Source organism: uncultured Maribacter sp. (assembly GCF_947496775.1).
Taxonomy (GTDB): domain Bacteria; phylum Bacteroidota; class Bacteroidia; order Flavobacteriales; family Flavobacteriaceae; genus Maribacter_B.
Genome location: NZ_CANMDU010000008.1, coordinates 84,373 through 103,392, shown reverse-complemented (window position 1 = coordinate 103,392; position 19,020 = coordinate 84,373). Strand labels below are relative to the sequence as shown.

At 31.2% G+C, this 19,020-nt stretch carries 16 protein-coding genes; 11 read left to right on the top strand and 5 right to left on the bottom strand.

The genetic code is table 11. The features are described from left to right. The first annotated feature begins 98 nt into the window (after positions 1–98). The 6 genes from Q0856_RS13275 to Q0856_RS13250 all read left to right on the top strand — a co-directional run bounded on the left by Q0856_RS13275 (position 99) and on the right by Q0856_RS13250 (position 7,506). Positions 99–890, top strand: a complete 792-nt coding sequence (locus tag Q0856_RS13275; protein ID WP_298480566.1) for a (Fe-S)-binding protein — start codon at positions 99–101, stop codon at positions 888–890. 33 nt (positions 891–923) lie between these two features. Then, on the top strand, positions 924–1,406 hold the full coding sequence (locus Q0856_RS13270) for an ABC transporter ATPase (protein ID WP_298505791.1): 483 nt from the start codon (positions 924–926) through the stop codon (positions 1,404–1,406). Positions 1,407–1,514: 108 nt separating this feature from the next. Continuing rightward, positions 1,515–4,430, top strand: coding sequence for a glycoside hydrolase family 3 N-terminal domain-containing protein (locus Q0856_RS13265; protein WP_298505789.1), 2,916 nt, complete (start codon positions 1,515–1,517; stop codon positions 4,428–4,430). 183 nt (positions 4,431–4,613) lie between these two features. After that, positions 4,614–5,753, top strand: a complete 1,140-nt coding sequence (bshA, locus tag Q0856_RS13260) for an N-acetyl-alpha-D-glucosaminyl L-malate synthase BshA (protein ID WP_298480575.1) — start codon at positions 4,614–4,616, stop codon at positions 5,751–5,753. Positions 5,754–5,759: 6 nt separating this feature from the next. Then, on the top strand, positions 5,760–6,203 hold the full coding sequence (locus Q0856_RS13255; protein WP_298505787.1) for a hypothetical protein: 444 nt from the start codon (positions 5,760–5,762) through the stop codon (positions 6,201–6,203). Positions 6,204–6,327: 124 nt separating this feature from the next. Beyond that, on the top strand, positions 6,328–7,506 hold the full coding sequence (locus tag Q0856_RS13250; protein ID WP_298505786.1) for an OmpA family protein: 1,179 nt from the start codon (positions 6,328–6,330) through the stop codon (positions 7,504–7,506). On the opposite strand, the gene Q0856_RS13245 is transcribed toward Q0856_RS13250, so the two are convergent. The 5 genes from Q0856_RS13245 to Q0856_RS13225 all read right to left on the bottom strand — a co-directional run bounded on the left by Q0856_RS13245 (position 7,503) and on the right by Q0856_RS13225 (position 14,093). Next, the gene (locus Q0856_RS13245) at positions 7,503–8,510 is read right to left on the bottom strand and encodes a GNAT family N-acetyltransferase (RefSeq protein ID WP_298505783.1); all 1,008 of its coding nucleotides are present in this window, start codon (positions 8,508–8,510) and stop codon (positions 7,503–7,505) included. The genes Q0856_RS13250 and Q0856_RS13245 overlap by 4 nt on opposite strands. A 12-nt stretch (positions 8,511–8,522) precedes the next feature. After that, complete coding sequence (locus Q0856_RS13240; protein ID WP_298505780.1) at positions 8,523–9,779, bottom strand: GNAT family N-acetyltransferase; 1,257 nt, start codon at positions 9,777–9,779, stop codon at positions 8,523–8,525. Positions 9,780–9,790: 11 nt separating this feature from the next. Further along, entirely contained in the window at positions 9,791–10,834 is a 1,044-nt protein-coding gene (locus Q0856_RS13235) for a peptidoglycan bridge formation glycyltransferase FemA/FemB family protein (protein WP_298505777.1), read from the bottom strand. A 783-nt stretch (positions 10,835–11,617) separates the two neighbouring features. Beyond that, on the bottom strand, positions 11,618–12,265 hold the full coding sequence (locus Q0856_RS13230; protein WP_298505775.1) for a sugar transferase: 648 nt from the start codon (positions 12,263–12,265) through the stop codon (positions 11,618–11,620). Between the two features lie 985 nt (positions 12,266–13,250). After that, positions 13,251–14,093 (bottom strand): NAD(P)-dependent oxidoreductase, encoded by an 843-nt coding sequence (locus tag Q0856_RS13225; RefSeq protein WP_298505772.1) that lies wholly within the window; start codon positions 14,091–14,093, stop codon positions 13,251–13,253. Positions 14,094–14,586: 493 nt separating this feature from the next. Between Q0856_RS13225 and Q0856_RS13220 the strand changes: the two genes are divergently transcribed. The 5 genes from Q0856_RS13220 (at position 14,587) to Q0856_RS13200 (ending at position 19,003) form a co-directional block, all read left to right on the top strand. Beyond that, positions 14,587–15,069: a hypothetical protein gene (locus Q0856_RS13220; protein ID WP_298505769.1), complete on the top strand. Its 483-nt coding sequence runs from the start codon at positions 14,587–14,589 to the stop codon at positions 15,067–15,069. Between the two features lie 194 nt (positions 15,070–15,263). Then, entirely contained in the window at positions 15,264–15,869 is a 606-nt protein-coding gene (locus Q0856_RS13215; RefSeq protein ID WP_298505767.1) for a sugar transferase, read from the top strand. A 330-nt stretch (positions 15,870–16,199) separates the two neighbouring features. Continuing rightward, a complete protein-coding gene (locus Q0856_RS13210) occupies positions 16,200–16,946 on the top strand; it encodes an SDR family oxidoreductase (RefSeq protein ID WP_298505765.1) in 747 nt (248 codons plus the stop codon). Between the two features lie 12 nt (positions 16,947–16,958). Next, complete coding sequence (locus Q0856_RS13205) at positions 16,959–17,774, top strand: SMP-30/gluconolactonase/LRE family protein (RefSeq protein WP_298505764.1); 816 nt, start codon at positions 16,959–16,961, stop codon at positions 17,772–17,774. A gap of 8 nt (positions 17,775–17,782) precedes the next feature. Beyond that, entirely contained in the window at positions 17,783–19,003 is a 1,221-nt protein-coding gene (locus Q0856_RS13200) for a glycosyltransferase family 2 protein (protein WP_298505761.1), read from the top strand. Positions 19,004–19,020 lie beyond the last annotated feature (17 nt).

Below are 19,020 nucleotides of genomic sequence, written 5' to 3'. Positions count from 1 at the left end.
AATAAGTGCGTTTCCCATTCGGGTCGGGCTTTCGGCAGTCGCTCTTTGCAAGGAGCTCCAACAAATGCCTCAATCCCTAACGCAAAACATTAAAAGTTATGAGCGATCAATTAAAGGTTCCTACAATGGAGCAATTTATGGCAGAAGGTAAGCAACCCGAAATATTGTTTTGGGTGGGTTCCGCTGGTAGTTTTGATGATAGAGCAAAAAAAATAACCAAAGCCTTTGTTAAAATATTAAACAAAGCTAATGTAGATTTTGCTGTTTTAGGAACCGAAGAAAGTTGTACTGGAGATGTTGCTAAACGTGCGGGAAACGAATTTCTATTTCAAATGCAAGCAGTAATGAACATAGAATTACTAAATGGGTATGAAATAAAAAAAATAGTTACCTGCGATCCACATTCTTATAATTGTTTAAAAAATGAGTATCCAGGTTTAGGCGGTACCTATGAGGTAATACACCATACGCAATTCATACAAGAATTAATAAAAAATGGACGCCTAACTATTGAAGGAAATGCTTTTAATGGTAAACGAATAACTTTTCATGATCCATGTTATTTGGGGAGAGCCAATAATGAATATGACGCCCCTAGAGCACTGTTGAATACCATTAAGGCAGATGTGGTAGAAATGAAAAGAAGTAAGAGTACGGCATTATGTTGTGGGGCAGGTGGAGCCCAAATGTTTAAAGAACCGGAAAAAGGAGATAAAGATATAAATGTTTTAAGAACAGAAGATGCACTAAAAACGAGTCCTAATATTATAGCAACAGGATGTCCTTACTGTAATACAATGATGACAGATGGAATTAAAAGTAAGGAAAAAGAAGAATCCATTAAAGTTAAAGATATAGCCGAACTCATTGCGGAATCCGAGAATTTATAGCCGTTTGGAATACTAAAGAAAATAGAAAAGAAAATGTTAGTAGATTTTAAAGAATTGCCAGATACTTCTAGAGTATGGGTATATCAGTGTAGTAGGTCTTTTTCGGAGCAAGAATTAGAAAAAATAAAAGAAGAATTAAACGCATTTATTGAAGACTGGACCGCACATGGAGCCGATTTAAGAGCAGGTTATGAAATACGCTATAACCGTTTTATAATATTAGCATTAGATCAGTCTATTAATGCAGCTTCTGGTTGTTCAATAGATGCTTCTGTTCACTTTATAATGAATTTAGAAAAGAAATATGAAGTACTCCTGTTAGATAAAATGAACGTATCCTACAAACAAGGAGAATATGTGGCTTATAAAGCGCTAACAGAATTTCGTAAAATGGCAAAGGATAAAGCGGTTTCATTGAATACTGTAGTATTTAATAATTTGGTAGCTAACAAAGGAGAATATTTAGAGCATTGGGAAGTGCCAGCTTCAGAAAGTTGGCATAGTCGTTTTATGTAATTTTTTTTGGTATAATCCTTGAACTTAGTGTATAAGTTCTACAGTGATAAAATCGTTATGATGCAATATTGTAGTACGTTTTAAGTTATTTTGATACAGATTTTTTATATGCGTTTTTATCTAGTTTTTAGTCTTACATTTTTTAGTTTTCTTTTTGTTAATGGGCAATCTAATCCTTTAGTTACAAAAGATAGTATAGCGCAACAGAAATGGGTGAATATTACCTATGAAAAAATGACTTTAGAAGAAAAGTTGGGACAACTTTTTATGGTTAGCATATCTTCGAATCAAGATAAAGCTAGTATAAATAAGACTATTTCGCTTATTAAAGATCAGAACATAGGAGGAATCATATTCTCTAAAGGAGGTCCCGTTCAGCAGGCTAAGCTTACCAACAAATTTCAATCTAGTGCAAAATTGCCTTTATTAGTAGGTATGGATGCGGAATGGGGTTTGGCAATGCGTTTAGATTCTACTTATGCATTTCCATGGAATATGACACTTGGAGCAATTAAAGACAATGGCATTGTAGAAAAAGTAGGTAGACAAATAGGCAAGCATGCAAAACGAATAGGAGTGCATATTAACTTTGCTCCGGATATTGATATAAATACCAACCCTAAAAACCCAATTATTGGAAACCGTTCTTTTGGAGAGGATAAGTATAATGTAGCGGCAAAAGGAATTGCATTTATGCAAGGAATGGAAAGTGCTGGTGTTCTTTCTAGTGGAAAGCATTTTCCTGGTCACGGTGATACATTTATAGATTCGCATATAGCCTTGCCAACCATTAATTTTACTAAATCTAGATTGGATAGTGTAGAACTATATCCTTATAAACAATTAATACAAGCAGGCTTAAGTAGTGTTATGGTAGCGCATTTAAATGTGCCAAGCTTAGAAATAAAGAAAAATATGCCATCTTCTTTATCAGAACAAATTGTTACTGGGGTTCTAAAAGAAGAATTAAAATTTAAAGGATTAGTTTTTACAGATGCTTTAAATATGAAAGGGGTATCTACAACGGGAAAAAATGGAGAGGTGGAATTGGCAGCTTTTATGGCAGGCAATGATATTCTTTTGATGCCTACAGAAGTAGAAAAAGCGAAAGAAAAACTTATAAAAGCTTATAATAAAGGAAAAATATCGGAAAACAGATTGGCATATTCTGTGAAGAAAATTTTATTGTCAAAGTATAAAGTAGGATTACATAAATATAAACCTATTGCGATTAAAAATTTATATGAAGACCTAAATAGTTTAGAAGACGATTTAATTTATGAAGAAGCAATAGAAAAAGCTATTACGGTTGTAAAGAATAAGTTTTATCTTATGGGTGTTAAAAAACTGGAAAATAAGAAAATAGCTTATGTTAAGTTCGGAGACGCCGACCATAAACCGTTTTTAGAAGAATTAAATAAGTACGCAAAGGTTACAGAGGTAAGTGGAAAAGATATTGCTACTCTAAAAAGCAATTTAAAAGCCTATAATTTAATCATTGTAGGTCATCATAGAAGTAATACTAGTCCATGGAAAGCTTATTCTCTTTCTAATAAAGAAAAAAATATTCTTCAAGAAATAGCAAAAGATAGAGGTTCCAATTTAATTTTAAGTTTATTCACTAAACCATATGCCCTTCTAAATATTAGCTCTTTCGATAATATTGATGGTGTTGTTGTAGGGTATCAAAATAGTAAAATAGCTCAAGAAAAGACAGCGCAAGTAATATTTGGAGCTATAGGAGCAAAAGGGATATTGCCGGTATCTGCCAATGACGCATTCCCTGTAAATACTGGAGTACCATTAAAATCATTACTAAGATTAGGATATAGCGATTTTCCGGAGAGAGTGGGTTTAAGTTCATCGAAACTTGCGGAGATAGATAAATTAGTTCAAAATGGCCTAGATTCTCTAATGTTCCCAGGAGCTCAAGTATTGGTAGCGCGAAAAGGAAAAATAATTTTTAACAAAGGATACGGGAAACCAACCTATAAGTCTGAAGTGAAAATTACACCAAATCATATATATGATTTAGCATCTGTAACAAAAATTTTGGCTACACTTCCCATGATTATGAAAATGGAAGAAGAAGGTAAAATAGCTTTGAATGATACTTTTCAAGAGTTAATCCCTGCTTATGCAAATACCGAGATAAAGAATGTAACAGTATTGAAAACTTTGTCGCACTACGGGAGATTACCCGCTTGGATAGCTTTTTATGCTAGTACTTTAGATAAAAAAAGAAAGCCATCTAAAGAATTTTATAGAGAAAAAAAATTACCCGGATTCTCTATAAAAGTTGCGGATAATTTGTATTTAGCAAATGCATATAAAGACTCTATTTATAATAGAATTGGACGTCAAGATTTGAAATCTAATAGATATAGATATAGTGATGTTGGGTATTACGTTATGAAAAAATATATTGAAGACACCTATAAAAAAAGGTTAGACGTTCTTGCAGCCGATTTTATTTATAAACCTATAGGAGCCTTCCAAACAGGATATAATCCTTTAGAAAAGCACCCTAAAAAGAGTATTGTTCCTTCAGAAGAGGATTCTTATTACCGTTATCAAACCGTGCAAGGTTATGTGCACGATATGGGTGCAGCGATGCAAGGTGGAGTAGGAGGGCACGCAGGACTTTTTAGTAATGCTAATGATGTTGCTAAAATAATGCAGATGTATTTACAGAATGGTTATTATGGAGGAGATAGATTTTTAGATTCTAGAACTGTAAAAAAATTTAACACCTGTTATTTTTGCGATAAAAACGTAAGGAGAGGTGTTGGTTTTGATAAACCACAATTGGAGAAAAGTGGTCCAACATGTGGTTGCGTGTCAAGAAAAAGTTTTGGGCATAGCGGCTTTACAGGAACATATACTTGGGCAGATCCAGAAGAAGAAATAGTTTATGTTTTTCTATCTAATAGAACATATCCAACGGCATCCAATACACTTTTAGTTAAATCTGGGTTAAGAACAAGAATTCAGAAGGCTATTTATGAGTCTATTTTAAATTAATCTCTAAATTTACTTTTTATGACTAACTCTCTATGGTAAGCTAGGAAACATAAATTGGAAATTAACTTGTGTTTTGTGATAAGCCTTAATAGATTTAAATTTCAGTTACCGAGTAAGTTTTTATTGTTTTTTAGGACATATAGAATAATTTTTAGATTGATTTTTTTGAAACGAAAATAATACATGAAAATAGCAATTGTTTGTTATCCAACATTTGGAGGTAGTGGTGTAGTCGCTACAGAATTAGGTATTGCATTGGCAAATAGAGGACATGAGGTTCATTTTGTAACCTATAAGCAACCTGTACGTTTAGAATTGTTAGAAAACAATATACATTTTCATGAAGTGCACGTTCCTGAATACCCTTTATTTCATTATCAACCATATGAGTTAGCATTATCTAGTAAATTAGTAGATACGGTGAAGCTTTTTGGAATAGAACTACTGCATGTACATTATGCCATTCCGCATGCGTATGCAGGGTATATGGCAAAAAAAATGTTGGAAGAAGAAGGATTGTGTTTACCTATGATAACAACCCTCCATGGGACAGATATAACTTTGGTCGGAAAACACCCTTTTTATAAACCTGCTGTTACCTTTAGTATAAATCAATCAGATGTAGTCACCTCGGTTTCAGAAAATTTAAAACAGAAAACACTGGAGCTTTTTAATATAAAAGGAGAAATTGAGGTTGTCCCTAATTTTATTGATAAGAGAAAATACAAACCATCTTTTACGGACTGCCAACGAACGGCAATGGCAGAAGAAGGAGAGAAAATAGTTACCCATATTAGTAATTTTAGAAAAGTAAAACGCATACCAGATGTAATTCATGTATTTAATAAAATTCAGAAAGAAGTGCCCTCTAAGTTAATAATGGTAGGAGAAGGACCTGAAAAAGAAAATGCAGAGATGTTATGTGAGGAGTATGGTATTACAGATAGGGTTATATTCTTAGGAAATAGTAATGAGATTGACAAAATTCTTTGTTTTTCAGATTTATTTTTGCTTCCTTCAGAGACAGAAAGTTTTGGTTTAGCAGCTTTAGAGGCTATGATTAATAAAGTTCCCGTTATATCAAGTAACGCTGGAGGTATTCCTGAAGTCAATAGGCATGGTGTTACAGGATATTTAAGTGATGTAGGTAATGTAGAGGAAATGGCAGAGAATGCTGTTTCTTTATTGAGTAATGACAATACTTTGGAATTGTTTAAAAATAATGCTGTAGAAGTAGCAGAAGAATTTGATATTATAAATATACTTCCTTTATATGAAGCTATTTATCAAAGAGCTTATGATGGCAGGTGTGATAATAAATAAGATACTATGAAGAATACCTTATTACTATTACTGTTTTTTTGTTTTGCTTGTAAAGGTCAAAAGGAAATGCTGAAAAAAGAGCCGCCAAATAAAAATAATGATTTAACTCTTTTAATAGAGGATAATTACAGTGGATTAAATACTGCAGAAAATATAATAATTAGAGATCAAAAAACTTTAGATAGTTTTTTTTCTAAAATTAATAGAACAAGAAAACCTGGTATTCCAGTACCTAAGACTAATTTTTCCGAAGAAGTTTTGATTATTGTTTGTGAAGGCGAACATGTCCAAAGCAAAAGTACAGGTCTAGTGGTGTTAAAAGAAACGGAGAAAGCAATAGAGTTACAAATTGTAAAACAGACTACGAAAAGTGATTCTAATGCTTTGGTAAGCCCTTTTAAAGTGTATAAATTTCCTCTTTCTAAAAAAGAAATTGTCTTCAAAAAGTAGATTTTTTATCGATAATTATAACAGTTAATCTATCCATCGAGAATACATACAGTTGATAGGGTATTTTCTTTATAATAGTCTCTTTTTCATAATTTTACGTCATATAAGCCCCAAATTATTAGTTATGAAAAACGCAAAACACTACACACTAATTACTGCACTCTTTTTGAGTGTTACCATGTTTGGTCAAGAAAATTTACAACTTACAGCAAAAGATAGTATTGTCAAAAGTTCCTGGATGTTTGGATTAGGTTATAATTTTGTTGATGATTCAGGAGATGTTGCTGATGGACTATTTAAATTTAAGGATGAATGGAATGGTTTGGCGTTTCCCAATAGATTAAGTATAGGGCGTTATTTTAAGAGTGGAATTGGTATAGAGGCAATTGCTACGTATAACAAATATAAAGAAGGTAAAATAATTGACCAGGCTGTAGTAATAGATGAAAGTGATTATATAGGGTTTGACACTCGATTAACATATGATTTGAATAAACTGATAGGGCAAACTGCTTGGTTTGATCCATACCTCGGAGGAGGTTTGGGATATACGGACGCTAATAATGTAGGAAGAGGTACTTATAATGCTGTAGTAGGTTTTAGAACATGGTTTTCAGATAGAGTAGGTTTAGATATTAATTCCTCTGGTAAATGGGCTATGGGTAATAATGATGCCACCAATCATTTACAACATTCTGTAGGGGTTGTTTATCAATTTGGTATAGAGAAAGGTTTGTCTAAAAAAGGAGGGGAAAAGTTAGCTCTGATACAGGAACAAGAGAAAGAAAAGCAACGTGTAAATGATTCTATTGCGAATGCTAATAGAATAAAAGAAGAAGCACTACTAGCAGAACGTTTGGCTCAAGAAAAAGAAAAAGCAAGGTTGGCTGCTATTGAACAAGAGAAGATAAAGGCAGAAGAACTGCGTAAAAAGAGAATAGAAGATAAAATATCTAATTTAGGGTATGTTTATTTTAATTTAAATTCTTCTTATATAACTCCTAATTCTAAGGATGTTTTAAATGATTTAGCGATAATTTTAAAAGAAACTCCGGACTTAAAATTAAAAGTAACATCGCATACAGATTCTAGAGGAACTTCTACATATAATAAATGGCTCTCGGAAAGGCGAGTTAAAAACACCAAGAATTATCTTGTAAAACAGGGTATATCGGAAGAAAGACTAGAATTACAGGCCTATGGAGAAGAGAAGTTATTAAATGAGTGTTCCGATGCTGTTTATTGTCCTGAAAGTAAGCACAAAATTAATAGAAGGTCTGAGTTTATTGTTGTAGAGTTTTAATTTTTCTTAATTAAACTTTTTAAATAATTCCTTAGAGGATGTTCCCTAAGGAATTGTTTTAATTTTAAGTAGTATATGTGTCTATAAGCAGTTATTTTTGTTAGAAATGAGCTTGAATCAAAAATAATATGATGTTCGAAATGATACGGCGTATTACACCAGGTTTTTTTATAAGGGAAATACCCTTTAGAAAAATCAAATTTCTTGATTCCTTTAGAAAAACACCATTCTAATTGTTTTATTAGCATGATAGTGCCCACATTAAATTTTGAATATGAAGAATCATATACTGTAGAGTCACCAAAAAGAATAGTATCGGAATTGTAATTTAAAGATATACCAATAGGGATTTTGTCGTTATATATGACGAAAATTGATGCTTGTTGTAATTGTATTAAATCAAAAAGAACTTCCCTAGTAAAAGCAAAATTTTTAGGAATAAGCTTTGTATTTTTAATTTTCTTTTTATTAAAACTAATAATTGATAAATCATAAAAATATTTCATTATGGAGTCGTATTCAATTTTTGTTATTTCTCCAAAAAACATTTTATATTGAATATTAAAAGTGGCTTCTATTTTTTTTATATACCCTTTTATTTGAGTTCTTTTTTTAGAACTAAAACGACTTTTGATATATGATTCTAGGGAGGTTACTCCGTTAGTATCTATAAGGTATCCTATATATTCTTTTACTTTAACTATTTTTATTTTAGGATTTTCAAACCTATTATTTATTACAAAATAGTTTGGAACATCATATATTATGATTGTTTTTTTGTTTAATTCCTTAGAATGTACTGGGTTATTTATGCAATAATAATGTTGCAGAGTAAAATTACTACCCGTATTGTAATATATGCTTCTCCGTTTTGTTTTTAGAAAGCTTTGGCCGCTAATAGATTCAAAATCAATCACATTCGGAGGTGATGTAAAATGTTTAATCCATTTAGTTCTAAAAATTTGGGAAGAGTACGGGTGTCTATCCATAGTAATTATCAACAAGGTGTAAGTATTTTAAAGATAATCTAAGTTTATTACAATTTCGGCACTTCTGCAGAGACCTTCGAATATGTACGTGTTTCGTTTGTCTTTAAGGTAATAAACTTTTGTAGAATTAATTGATTCCGTATTTAGATAAAGAAACTCATGTAAGAATGGTTTTAAAAAATTATTTTCTTTTTCATTTAAATGAATCAGTTCTAATTTTTCTTCTTTATATGGTTGAGACAAAGAGATCGACTTATAACCCTTCTTCGTCTTCTTCTTATTTGTTTTGTGGTAATTTTTTAATTTATAAGAAAATTTATGCAGCGTATCATTCACCTTTTTATCTCTCAAAAATTGTTTAAACTCAAATACGTTTTTAATTATAAAAGCAATAAACGTGGCGGTATATGATTTAGAATCATATAAAAGGTGATATTCAAAATCATATTTATTGGAAGCCCATCTCTTTTTATAGTCAAAGTAACCTTTGGAGAAATCGAAAATCTTAAATTTATGAGATATGCTCCATTCTATTAACTTCATTATTGTAACTGAGCCTAAATGAAATTTGGAGTAATCAATATCAAAAACTGTAATGGCATCAAAAATAATCTCATCGGAGAAGTAACATAAAGTTACTCCAATGGGTTGTTTTTCATTATAAATTACAAAGAGCCCTGCTTTTTTTTCTAGAATCATAGGATAAGCCACTTCGTAATAGAAACCCCATTCTTTTTTTTCTAAATTGTTGTTGGTTATCTTTTTGGCGTCAAACCTTTTTTTTAGTAATGTATTGAAGCTGCTAAATATATAATCATATTCTTCTTTAGATATCTCACCACGAAACATTTTATAGTCTATATCAAAACATGTTTCTAGTTTTTTTGCATATTTTTTTAATTTGTATCGGCTACTTTTTTTGAAAGTAATTGCCATATATTCGTTTAAATCCTGAAAAAGTTCTAAATTTATTAGGAAACCAGGGTATTGCTTTATTTTATGTGTTTTTAATCTGTTCTTAGAGATTTCCTTTAGATTAAAAAAAGTAGGAATGTCATACATTAAAAATACTTTTCCATCTATTTCAGTAGTGTCCGATGTATCAACAGCGTAACTAATTCCTTTAGTGTGCGTTTTTCCAACATTAATATATAACGGTAAGTTCTTAAATTTTACAAAGCGCAATTTTTTAAAATTAGAAAAGTGAAACTCTTTATTTTCTTTATTAAAATGATTGAGCCAAGTCTTTTTAAAAATATCAGACAAAAAAGGGTTGTTTGTCATTCTCTCTTTTTTTATAAGTCGCACCTATAACAAGGGAAATAATGTGTGCACTCCATGTAATTAGTTCTACATGATTTTGTTTCTTTTTGCAATATCAATTCTTTATATATTTCAGGATTTATAACGTATTTCCACAGTTTAAAGTTTCTGAAGTTTTTTGAAAAACCAGATTTAAAATGTAGCAACGAATCATCTTTATTGTTTAGGCCTCCTCCAAGATTAAAGTATTTATACCCCTCTTTAGTGGATTTGATTCTCATTTCGTCTATGAGTAATTTAATAGCGTTGAAATGTAAATATTCAGTTTTTGTGCCAGATAAATGATATTGTACGATGCCTTTTTGTTTAATAAACATTGCTCCAGCAATTATTTTATTGGTGTTATTACATATAGCTATTAAAATCTCCGTTTTAAATGAATTAGAATTTACTAAATTAAAAAAATAGTCCTCAGTAAAAAAATAGCTATTCTTAGCATTGACCCTTCTCATATTTTGGTGATAAATTTCAATAAATTCTAAAATATCACTTTTGCTTTCGGCTTTTTTTACATAACATAATCTTAATGATTTGTTTATATAAGTTTTATATCTTTTGTTGTATCCCGCTCTTTGAGATTCTAAATTCTGCTTAATATCAATATTCACAATTTTACCTGACGTATCTACTCCTCCAATAGTATCTAAAATATTTTCTTGAAAAGGAATATATGGGTTAAGTCTTGAGAAAATTGTTATTATTTTATTATCAGAAAGTATTTTGTTAAATGCTGTTTTGAAATTGGAATTATCAAAATTAGCATTAATATTTCGTGATATAGGGCCAGGATATCCGTAAACGGATGTAGCATCTAAATATGGTGTTTTTGCTATTTTACGTATAAGTAGCGGAATGCATATTATTTTATCTTCCTCTGTATAGGAAAAAAGCATGGGTGTTTCATCCCTTTTTTTGGATAATTTGTGATAATCATAAGTATGATAAAAATCGAAATTTTCACATGAACTTACTAACGTATCCCACTCTTCTTTATGTTGAATAATTTTAATGAACAATTATAAGGTTTTTTTGGTAAAACGATTAAAATAAAAATATAGTGTTGTATTACATTTATTTCTTTGTAGGTTATAGTGAAATTATTTGGTTTATGATTACATTTAAATCAAGAACTAGGAATAAAACTTTTCTGCCCCATCATCAATTAAACACATGGTTTTCCATCCTACTGGGTTTGGTGTCATAAAACCTTTTTTTTAGTATTTTCATCAACGTAAAAGTTATATTTTGGGGGTAATTTATCCTCTCTGTTTTTAAAGTTTTTTGTTTGGTCATTCTGCCCCCAAAATGTTTATAAATATAAGCACAATTAAGATATTTAGATATTCTCAAGGTATCAATTTTATTATTTTGAGCTATGTTTAGGTTACCAGTAACAGTGCTTTTGTTAAAATGTTTAGGTATTATGTAGAACATAAAATCATTGATTTTGGAAATGGTTAATGCTAAAGGGTAATAAATTCGAAAAATGAACGGAAATCGATTAAGAGGTTCAGAAAAAACTTCAGTTACGTTGAACTTGGGTGCCTATATATCTCCTGAGAATATACAAGAGTTCGTGGTTTTTTTAAACTCAGAAATTTGTATGTAAAAACTACAAAATAGTAGTGCTTCAAGATTGGCATTCATGGATTTAAATTTTTAAGGATCAAATATTGGCCCATTTTCACCTTGAATGGCGAGTTATTCAAATAGATTGTAAAAGCTAATTCAAAGACAAGAAATCATTAAGCTTTTTTTTAAATTAAATTTGGGAATATTTGCGGTGCATTTTTGGATTTTTAAGATACTTTGTCAGCTTCCAATTGTTTTTTTCTGTAAATATTGAACCAGTCTAGAAATTCATCTTGGTCAATCGCAACATCAGATTTTGACAATATTTTCAGTAAGGTCCAGTACAGTATTTTTATATCTAACGAAAAACCCAGGTTTTCTACATAATGGACATCAAAGTCAAAGCGGTCTTCCCATACTAGATTGTTACGACCCTTTACTTGTGCAAGCCCTGTTATACCTGGTCTCACAGAGTGTCTTTTACGTTCCTTGTCATTGTAATATGGGAGGTAGATTACAACAAGAGGCCTTGGGCCTATTAAGCTCATGTCCCCTTTAATGACATTAAGTAATTGCGGAATTTCATCCAGAGAATAGCGTCGAATATACTTGCCCAGCTTTGTTGTGCGAATTCTATTGGATAGCAAATTGCCACTTGCATCCTTTTTGTTATTCATCGTCTTAAATTTTATAATCTTAAAAATTTTCTCCCCCTTGCCTGGACGCTCTTGTAAAAAAAAAGGAGAGCCCTTATAGTCAATCAAGAGAATTATCATCAAGAGGATGAATATTGGAGACAATACTAAAAAACCAAGAACAGAGGCAGTAAGGTCAAAAGCCCGTTTGAAGTAAGCAGAGTATAAATTGTTGGTCATGACAGTAAAGGGTTTAATGATAAATTATCACGTTGTTTATTGATAACAAATAAAAACAAATAATTTGGTCGTTGCCAATTTAGACGATGAATAAGCCAATTCATAGGTTATAACACAACTATTTAATCATTCCCCCAATTTTTGAAATTTGTCTGAAATTAATGAATGGGTAATTGACGAATTATAGTTTTACAACATATTCCAATTTGAAAATTTAGAAAGACATAATATTGTCTTTCTAAATTCAAAACTTTTGAAAATAGCTGTAAGAACAAGAGGGAGAAATTTGGATATTGAATTTTCAAGAGATGATAAATCCCAAAGTTAGTTTTTCAAAAGAATCGAGGAATTCCATTATATTCAAAACCTGCGGGCACCCTTCTACGAGTTAAAATTTGGACAGGTACACTGTGTTTTCTACCAAGAAGCTGGTGGAATTCAAAATTTTTCTTACAGAATAAAAGACCATTCAAGGTTGTTCGGGTCTGATCCAAAACGATGGTTGCGGTTCATGTTGTCGAAAAGGCCTATATCTGCTTTGGATAGTTTAAAATCAAACATGCTAGCATTGAATAATATGTTCTCTTTTGGACGATTTGGGAATGGTAATATCCACTTTCTATAAGTTGTATCGCAATACAATTAGAGCAATACTCCTATCATATTTAGTTGCTAATGGTGAAATTCAAGTAAATCCTGCTGAACCAAATAAGGAGGAATTCCATTTGGTTAACCTTTGGAGATATCGAAATAATCAAGTGCACATGGTATTCCTGAACGTTTAATTCCTCAACATCATACCCCTTCCATTGGTAAAAGGAACGGATATCGGATTCAAGCAAATCACGAATCAATCTTTTTAGAACTCTAAAAAAATGATAGTCACCTTTTTATACCTACCTATGATTATATATAGACATAGGTAATTATAACATTACCAACACTTATGTAGTTGGTTTTTCAATGATGAACAATTTATTGACTTCTAATATCTGACTCCTGTAGCATTTATTATTTCAGATAAACCACCTTTTATCGACACTTTGGGATAATAGTTAACCTTTTTATAAATGGTCTCATCGTATGTAAATACATTTCCTATGGCTTCTTTGTTTTTTATAAGTTCAATGGCAACATTATTATTCGTTAATTCAAAGACGATATGAGCAATCTCCAAATAAGTATTTGGAGTTATTGTGGTACAATCGTATTCTCCTAGTACACCATTTTTGACTACCCTGTAAAGCACTTCTACAAAATCCTTAATATGAAGATAGCTTGCACTTGCACCATGCTTTCCATATAAAGAAATTTTCTGACCTTTAGATGCCATTTCTATCATTTGATAAAGAAATGGATGATGATTTATGAAAGAAGGGTCATTACCATATAACTGAGAAGGCCTTAAAATGGTGTATGGAATTTCGTCCCTTTTCAAACAAAATTTTACAATTTCTTCCGAATGTCTTTTAGAAATAGAGTATATACCGTAGTTTGGTGATAGTTCTTGCAAATGAATAAATATACTCGAAATGTGAATAAAGTGTTTTACATTCATTTTTTTCAACTGAAAACACAAGTTCATTGTATTCAATACATTAAATTTTTCAGTTTCATATATCTCCTCTTCTGTCTTACCGCCAAATGCAGCAGCTGTATGAATTACAATGTCTACATGGTTAGGTAGCTGATCAGCTAAAGGTCTATTTGGGTCTAAATTAATATCACAGTCTCTACGACCAATTGTAATTATTTCGTAATCTTTAGAAAGCAATGGCTTTACATACCTTGAAACGCTAGAATTTCCTCCAGTAATAAGTATTCTCATTTGTTTTTAACAATTAGCACCTATTCCCTGAGGTGAGTTAAATATTAATAATAGCAAAAGTAAAACAAATATTTGTTTAATCCGTAGTGCTTTTAGAGGTTGCGTGTAATTTGTTTAAAATCAGTAAATTGAAATATTTTAACTTCAATTTACATGTGCGTTTAGGAATCAAATTACTAAAAAACAATGAAGGTTTTGCATATTCTAGATGAAAAATTAAGTTTTCTATTTAAAATGCGAAAACCAAGACTCAATGATAAGGAACAGTTTTGTGAGAACCTTCTGGTTCCTCTTTGAAAATCTATTAATTTTGTATATGAAAAAGGGAATTTGTCGCGCACCAGATAAAGGGGTTATTTGTCGAATATGAACTTGCGAAATAAGAGTTTTTAAAATAATAACCCTAACTTTATTCCCTTTTAGCTATTCCAATTCATATGAGTTGGCGTATTTGATTAATTTAAATAAAACAATAACCGAAATTAAGACTTAAATGAAAGAAGAATATTTGAAAAGTGTGCAAACCATAGACGATTTAATAACAGCATTTTATGCTTGCTTAGGAGGTGAACCTGGTGAAAAAAGAGACTGGGATTTCTTTAAGTTTTTATTTCATCCTCAAGCCTACAAAATTGGCTACGAGAAGGATATAAATCGCAACTTTAGACTTCAATGGATACACCCAAATGATTACGTTGAGCGTATTGGGTATTGGTTTGACAATACTCGAGAAACAGCTTTTTACGAAAGAGAAATAGGTAGGGTGGTAGAATCTTATGCAAATATTGGTCATGCATTTAGTCATTGCGAAGCTTTCCATAGTAAGGAAGATATGGCGAACAATAAGCCTTACAAGCAAGATGTAAAAAGTATCCAATTGGCCTACTACCAAGACAGATGGTGGATTGTCAACATGTTTTGGCACGGAGTTACACCAGAATTTCCGGTTCCTGATAAGTATAAAAAAATTCAATAATTCTTTTAGATTGTTTTTTTTCAGATAGGTCTACGAGATTATTAGGCTAATAAGTATAGTAAATTTTGTTTCCATACAAGCTTCAATGCTAGTTAACTAGGTTGTAGGTTTTTCTGAAATCAATTTTTAAGATATTAAAACCAAAAAAAACGAAATTTATATAAAGAGATTATTACCAAAATTATTAATTTATTATGTATAAAAAGCTTTTTAAAAGAATTTTAGATTTTTCAATATCACTTGTGGCATTGATTTTATTATCACCGGCTATTGTTATATTAATCATTCTATTGATGTTTGTTAATAATGGAAAACCGTTCTTCTTCCAAAAAAGACCCGGGAAGAATACAAAAATATTCACTATCATAAAGTTCAAGACCATGAAGGATCCAAAAAATAATGAAAGTGAATTAATCAATCAAGAACAGCGTATTACAAGAGTTGGAGCATTTGTTAGAAAAACTTCCTTAGATGAGCTGTTGCAATTGGTCAATGTTTTAAAAGGAGATATGTCACTCATAGGCCCTAGGCCCCTATTAATTGAATATCTTCCATTATATAATAAAGAACAAGCAAGAAGGCATTTGGTTAAGCCAGGTATCACAGGATGGGCGCAAGTGAACGGTCGCAGTGCGTTATCATGGAAGGAAAAATTTAGTCATGACATCTGGTATGTTGATCATTTAAGCTTCAATAATGATTTAAAAATCTTGTTGAAAACTATTCAAAAAATATTTAATCAAGAGGCTATATCTTCCATTGAACGGGCTCCGTTTGGTGCTTGGGATGGTAACACTTAATAAAGAATTTAATTAATCACAAAAACTCTGTATACTACAGCCTAAAAAATCCTAAAGATTAAGTTTGTTGGTTTTTACATTGTACTTAACTAATAAAATGTTGTTATACAAGGGTATGATTTTTAATATAACAATCCAATCTTGGTATTAAGTTTAGAACAACGAACATAAAAAAAAGTGGCAAGTTCTATTGTTTTAAACCACAGGTATTATAGACCTTATTATTGCTTTAAACGATATTATTTCAATTATGTAGAAAAAAAATTTGAGACTAGTAATAAATAATTAGATTTGGTCAGTAGTACAAATTAAACCAGAAAATTAAATATAATGAAGACAGTAATGATTTTAGGAGGGACCAAGGGCGTTGGTAACGAGATACTAAAATCCTGCTTAGATAAGGGGTATAACGTGTCTTTTTGCGGAAGAAACTTTGATGAAGGTAATAAAATAATCCAATCATTACAATCTGCCGATAAGCTTTATTTTCATACGATTGATTTAAATAGTATAGAGGGAATTGAAGATTTTTGCATACAGACAATAAAAAAATTCGGAAAAATAGATGCATTGGCTTTATATGCGGGAATAACACCTGTTTCATCTATCATTGAAACTGAAGAGGATGTTTATGATAGTGTTTTTAATATTAATTTAAAGGCGGCATTTTTTTTAGTAAAACATGTGTTAAAATCAATGATTAAATTTAAATTAGGGTCAATTATTTTCTTTGGGTCTCCTCATATGGATTATGGAGATATTGATAGGGCTCCATATGCCCTTACTAAAAGTGCACTTTATACTCTGTCAAATCATATTGCACATCATTATGCTAAAGATGGAATTCGGTCAAATTATGTAGTTATGGGGTGGACGGATACTGAAGGAGAACTTGAATTAAGAGCAGGAGAGGGTGTTGGTGAAGAAGAATTGAAAAATAAAGCAAGTAATGTTATTCCTATGGGACGTTTGTTGAATAGGTATGACCCAATACCCGCAATAATGTATTTTATTTCTGATGAATCGGCTATGACAACTGGCTCGGTACTAAGAATTACTGGAGGACATTATATTTAATAATATGCTAACATGAATTCAAATCCATCACTTATTTTTCACCTCAATTCGGAGCTTTTAGAAGGGCCTGTTTTTGATCATAAGGAAAATCTACTTTATTTTGTATCTATATTGGATTGCTTGGTTTTTTGTTACAATCCATATAATAGGGAGATTTTGAGCGTAAAATTAGATTCTCCTGTGAGTTGTATTTTCTTATTGGATAAGAAAAGAGTTATGGTCGCCTCTAAAAACGGTTTTTTTGAAGTGGATTTTAATACATTGCAAAAGCAATTTTCTTTTCAAATAGATATAGCAAATTCCGTTAGGTATAACGATGGAATCAAAGACCCAGAAGGAAGGTTTTTAATTGGAACAATGGGGTTTCCCGAAGTCAAGGATAATATAGGAAAGGTCTATTCTTATTCAGAAGGAAAATCCAAGGTTATAATCAAGGATACGACAATCTCTAACGGTTTGGCATTTTCGCAAGACGGTTGTAGCCTTTATTTTATAGATACTCCTACGAAAAAAGTGGCTAAATATGCTTACGATATGAAAACAGGGGCAGTGTTATTTGAGTCTTACGTGATAAAGTTTAATGGAGAAGGAAGTCCAGATGGTATGTGCATGGATAAGGAGGGAATGTTATGGATTGCAGAATGGGGGGGGGGCTGTGTATCTCGTTGGAACCCTATAAGTGGCAAAAAAATAGATGAGCGAAAATTACCATGTTTAAATGTTACATCGTGTTGTATTGACAATCAATTAAACCTATATGTAACGACTGCAAAGTCTTCCAAAGATGATATGAATGGGGGGGGGCTTTTTTATGTTGAATTAAATTAACTGTTATTATGAATGATGTTAGTATTAGTGTTATTGTACCTATATATAAGATAGAACCCTATCTTTCTAAATGTATTGATAGTATTTTAGATCAATCTTTTACAGACTTTGAGCTGATTTTGGTCGATAATGAAAGCCCTGACAATTGTCCTCAAATTTGCGATGAATATGCAGTTAAAGATAACCGGATTAAGGTAATTCACAAAACTCACGGAGGACTTTTGAGTGGTAGAAAAGCAGGACTTAAACAGGCTAAAGGTAAGTATGTTGCTTATATTGATGGGGATGATTGGGTTGATAAGTTTTATCTCGATATTTTATTTAAACTTGCCGAAGTTAATGATTCCGATCTTGTTGTGTCTGGTCATTTCAGAGAATTCGACGGAAAAATTGAAACAGTAAAGCCTTCATATACAGGTGTTTTTGAAGAACATGAAATTAAAAATTCAATACTGCCGAAAGCTATGTATAATGGTGTCTTTTGTGAACACGAATTATCTACTTATGTGTGGAGTAAACTATTCAATAGAGAATTGCTCAATAAAGTATTATTTGATGTTCCTGATGAGATTGTTATGGGTGAAGACGCAGCCATTACTTATACTTATTTAACTATTTCAAAAAAACTAACAATAAGTAAAATACCGCTTTATTACTATCGGCAACGAAATGATTCTATCCTAAAAACGATTAAAAATTTAAGTTTAGAATATGCTAGATTGGGAGTTTTGAAAAAGTTTTTAGAAATTAAATTAAGCCCTTTCCTTGATAAGGATAATTTAAATACACAGATACTATATTATCTTTACTCCTTAATCTTGGTAAGATCTGGAGGTTTAATTCATGATGTTTCGGGAAATATTACTTTCAACCCTTTTTTAAAAGCAACAAAAAATTCCAAAGTTATTGTTTATAGTTCGGGTTCGTTTGGGCGTCATCTTTTGTCATCTAATAGTAAAAGCAATTTTTTTCAAATTGTTAAATGGATAGATATTGATTTCCATGAACTGAATATGGGGGACAATTTTGTTAAGCCACCTAGCTCTATTATCAATACTGAGTATGATTTTTTAATAATTGCTACAACGAATCCATCTATTTTTAAATCAATAAAAGCAGAATTGGCACTTATGGGGACTGACCCTGATAAAATTGTGCAAATTAATACGGATGAAAAAGAAGTCTATAATCTCTTACAACAATTAGGCTTTGATAGCAACTTAACATAGTAGTTGTAATATTACTT

Bases quoted from the DNA above. Each gene is read 5' to 3' on its own strand.
- Q0856_RS13275 (WP_298480566.1), top strand. From the start codon at position 99: ATGAGCGATCAATTAAAGGTTCCTACAATGGAGCAATTTATGGCAGAA.
- Q0856_RS13270 (WP_298505791.1), top strand. From the start codon at position 924: ATGTTAGTAGATTTTAAAGAATTGCCAGATACTTCTAGAGTATGGGTA.
- Q0856_RS13265 (WP_298505789.1), top strand. From the start codon at position 1,515: ATGCGTTTTTATCTAGTTTTTAGTCTTACATTTTTTAGTTTTCTTTTT.
- bshA (WP_298480575.1), top strand. From the start codon at position 4,614: ATGAAAATAGCAATTGTTTGTTATCCAACATTTGGAGGTAGTGGTGTA.
- Q0856_RS13255 (WP_298505787.1), top strand. From the start codon at position 5,760: ATGAAGAATACCTTATTACTATTACTGTTTTTTTGTTTTGCTTGTAAA.
- Q0856_RS13250 (WP_298505786.1), top strand. From the start codon at position 6,328: ATGAAAAACGCAAAACACTACACACTAATTACTGCACTCTTTTTGAGT.
- Q0856_RS13240 (WP_298505780.1), bottom strand. From the start codon at position 9,779: ATGACAAACAACCCTTTTTTGTCTGATATTTTTAAAAAGACTTGGCTC.
- Q0856_RS13230 (WP_298505775.1), bottom strand. From the start codon at position 12,265: ATGACCAACAATTTATACTCTGCTTACTTCAAACGGGCTTTTGACCTT.
- Q0856_RS13225 (WP_298505772.1), bottom strand. From the start codon at position 14,093: ATGAGAATACTTATTACTGGAGGAAATTCTAGCGTTTCAAGGTATGTA.
- Q0856_RS13220 (WP_298505769.1), top strand. From the start codon at position 14,587: ATGAAAGAAGAATATTTGAAAAGTGTGCAAACCATAGACGATTTAATA.
- Q0856_RS13215 (WP_298505767.1), top strand. From the start codon at position 15,264: ATGTATAAAAAGCTTTTTAAAAGAATTTTAGATTTTTCAATATCACTT.
- Q0856_RS13210 (WP_298505765.1), top strand. From the start codon at position 16,200: ATGAAGACAGTAATGATTTTAGGAGGGACCAAGGGCGTTGGTAACGAG.
- Q0856_RS13205 (WP_298505764.1), top strand. From the start codon at position 16,959: ATGAATTCAAATCCATCACTTATTTTTCACCTCAATTCGGAGCTTTTA.
- Q0856_RS13200 (WP_298505761.1), top strand. From the start codon at position 17,783: ATGAATGATGTTAGTATTAGTGTTATTGTACCTATATATAAGATAGAA.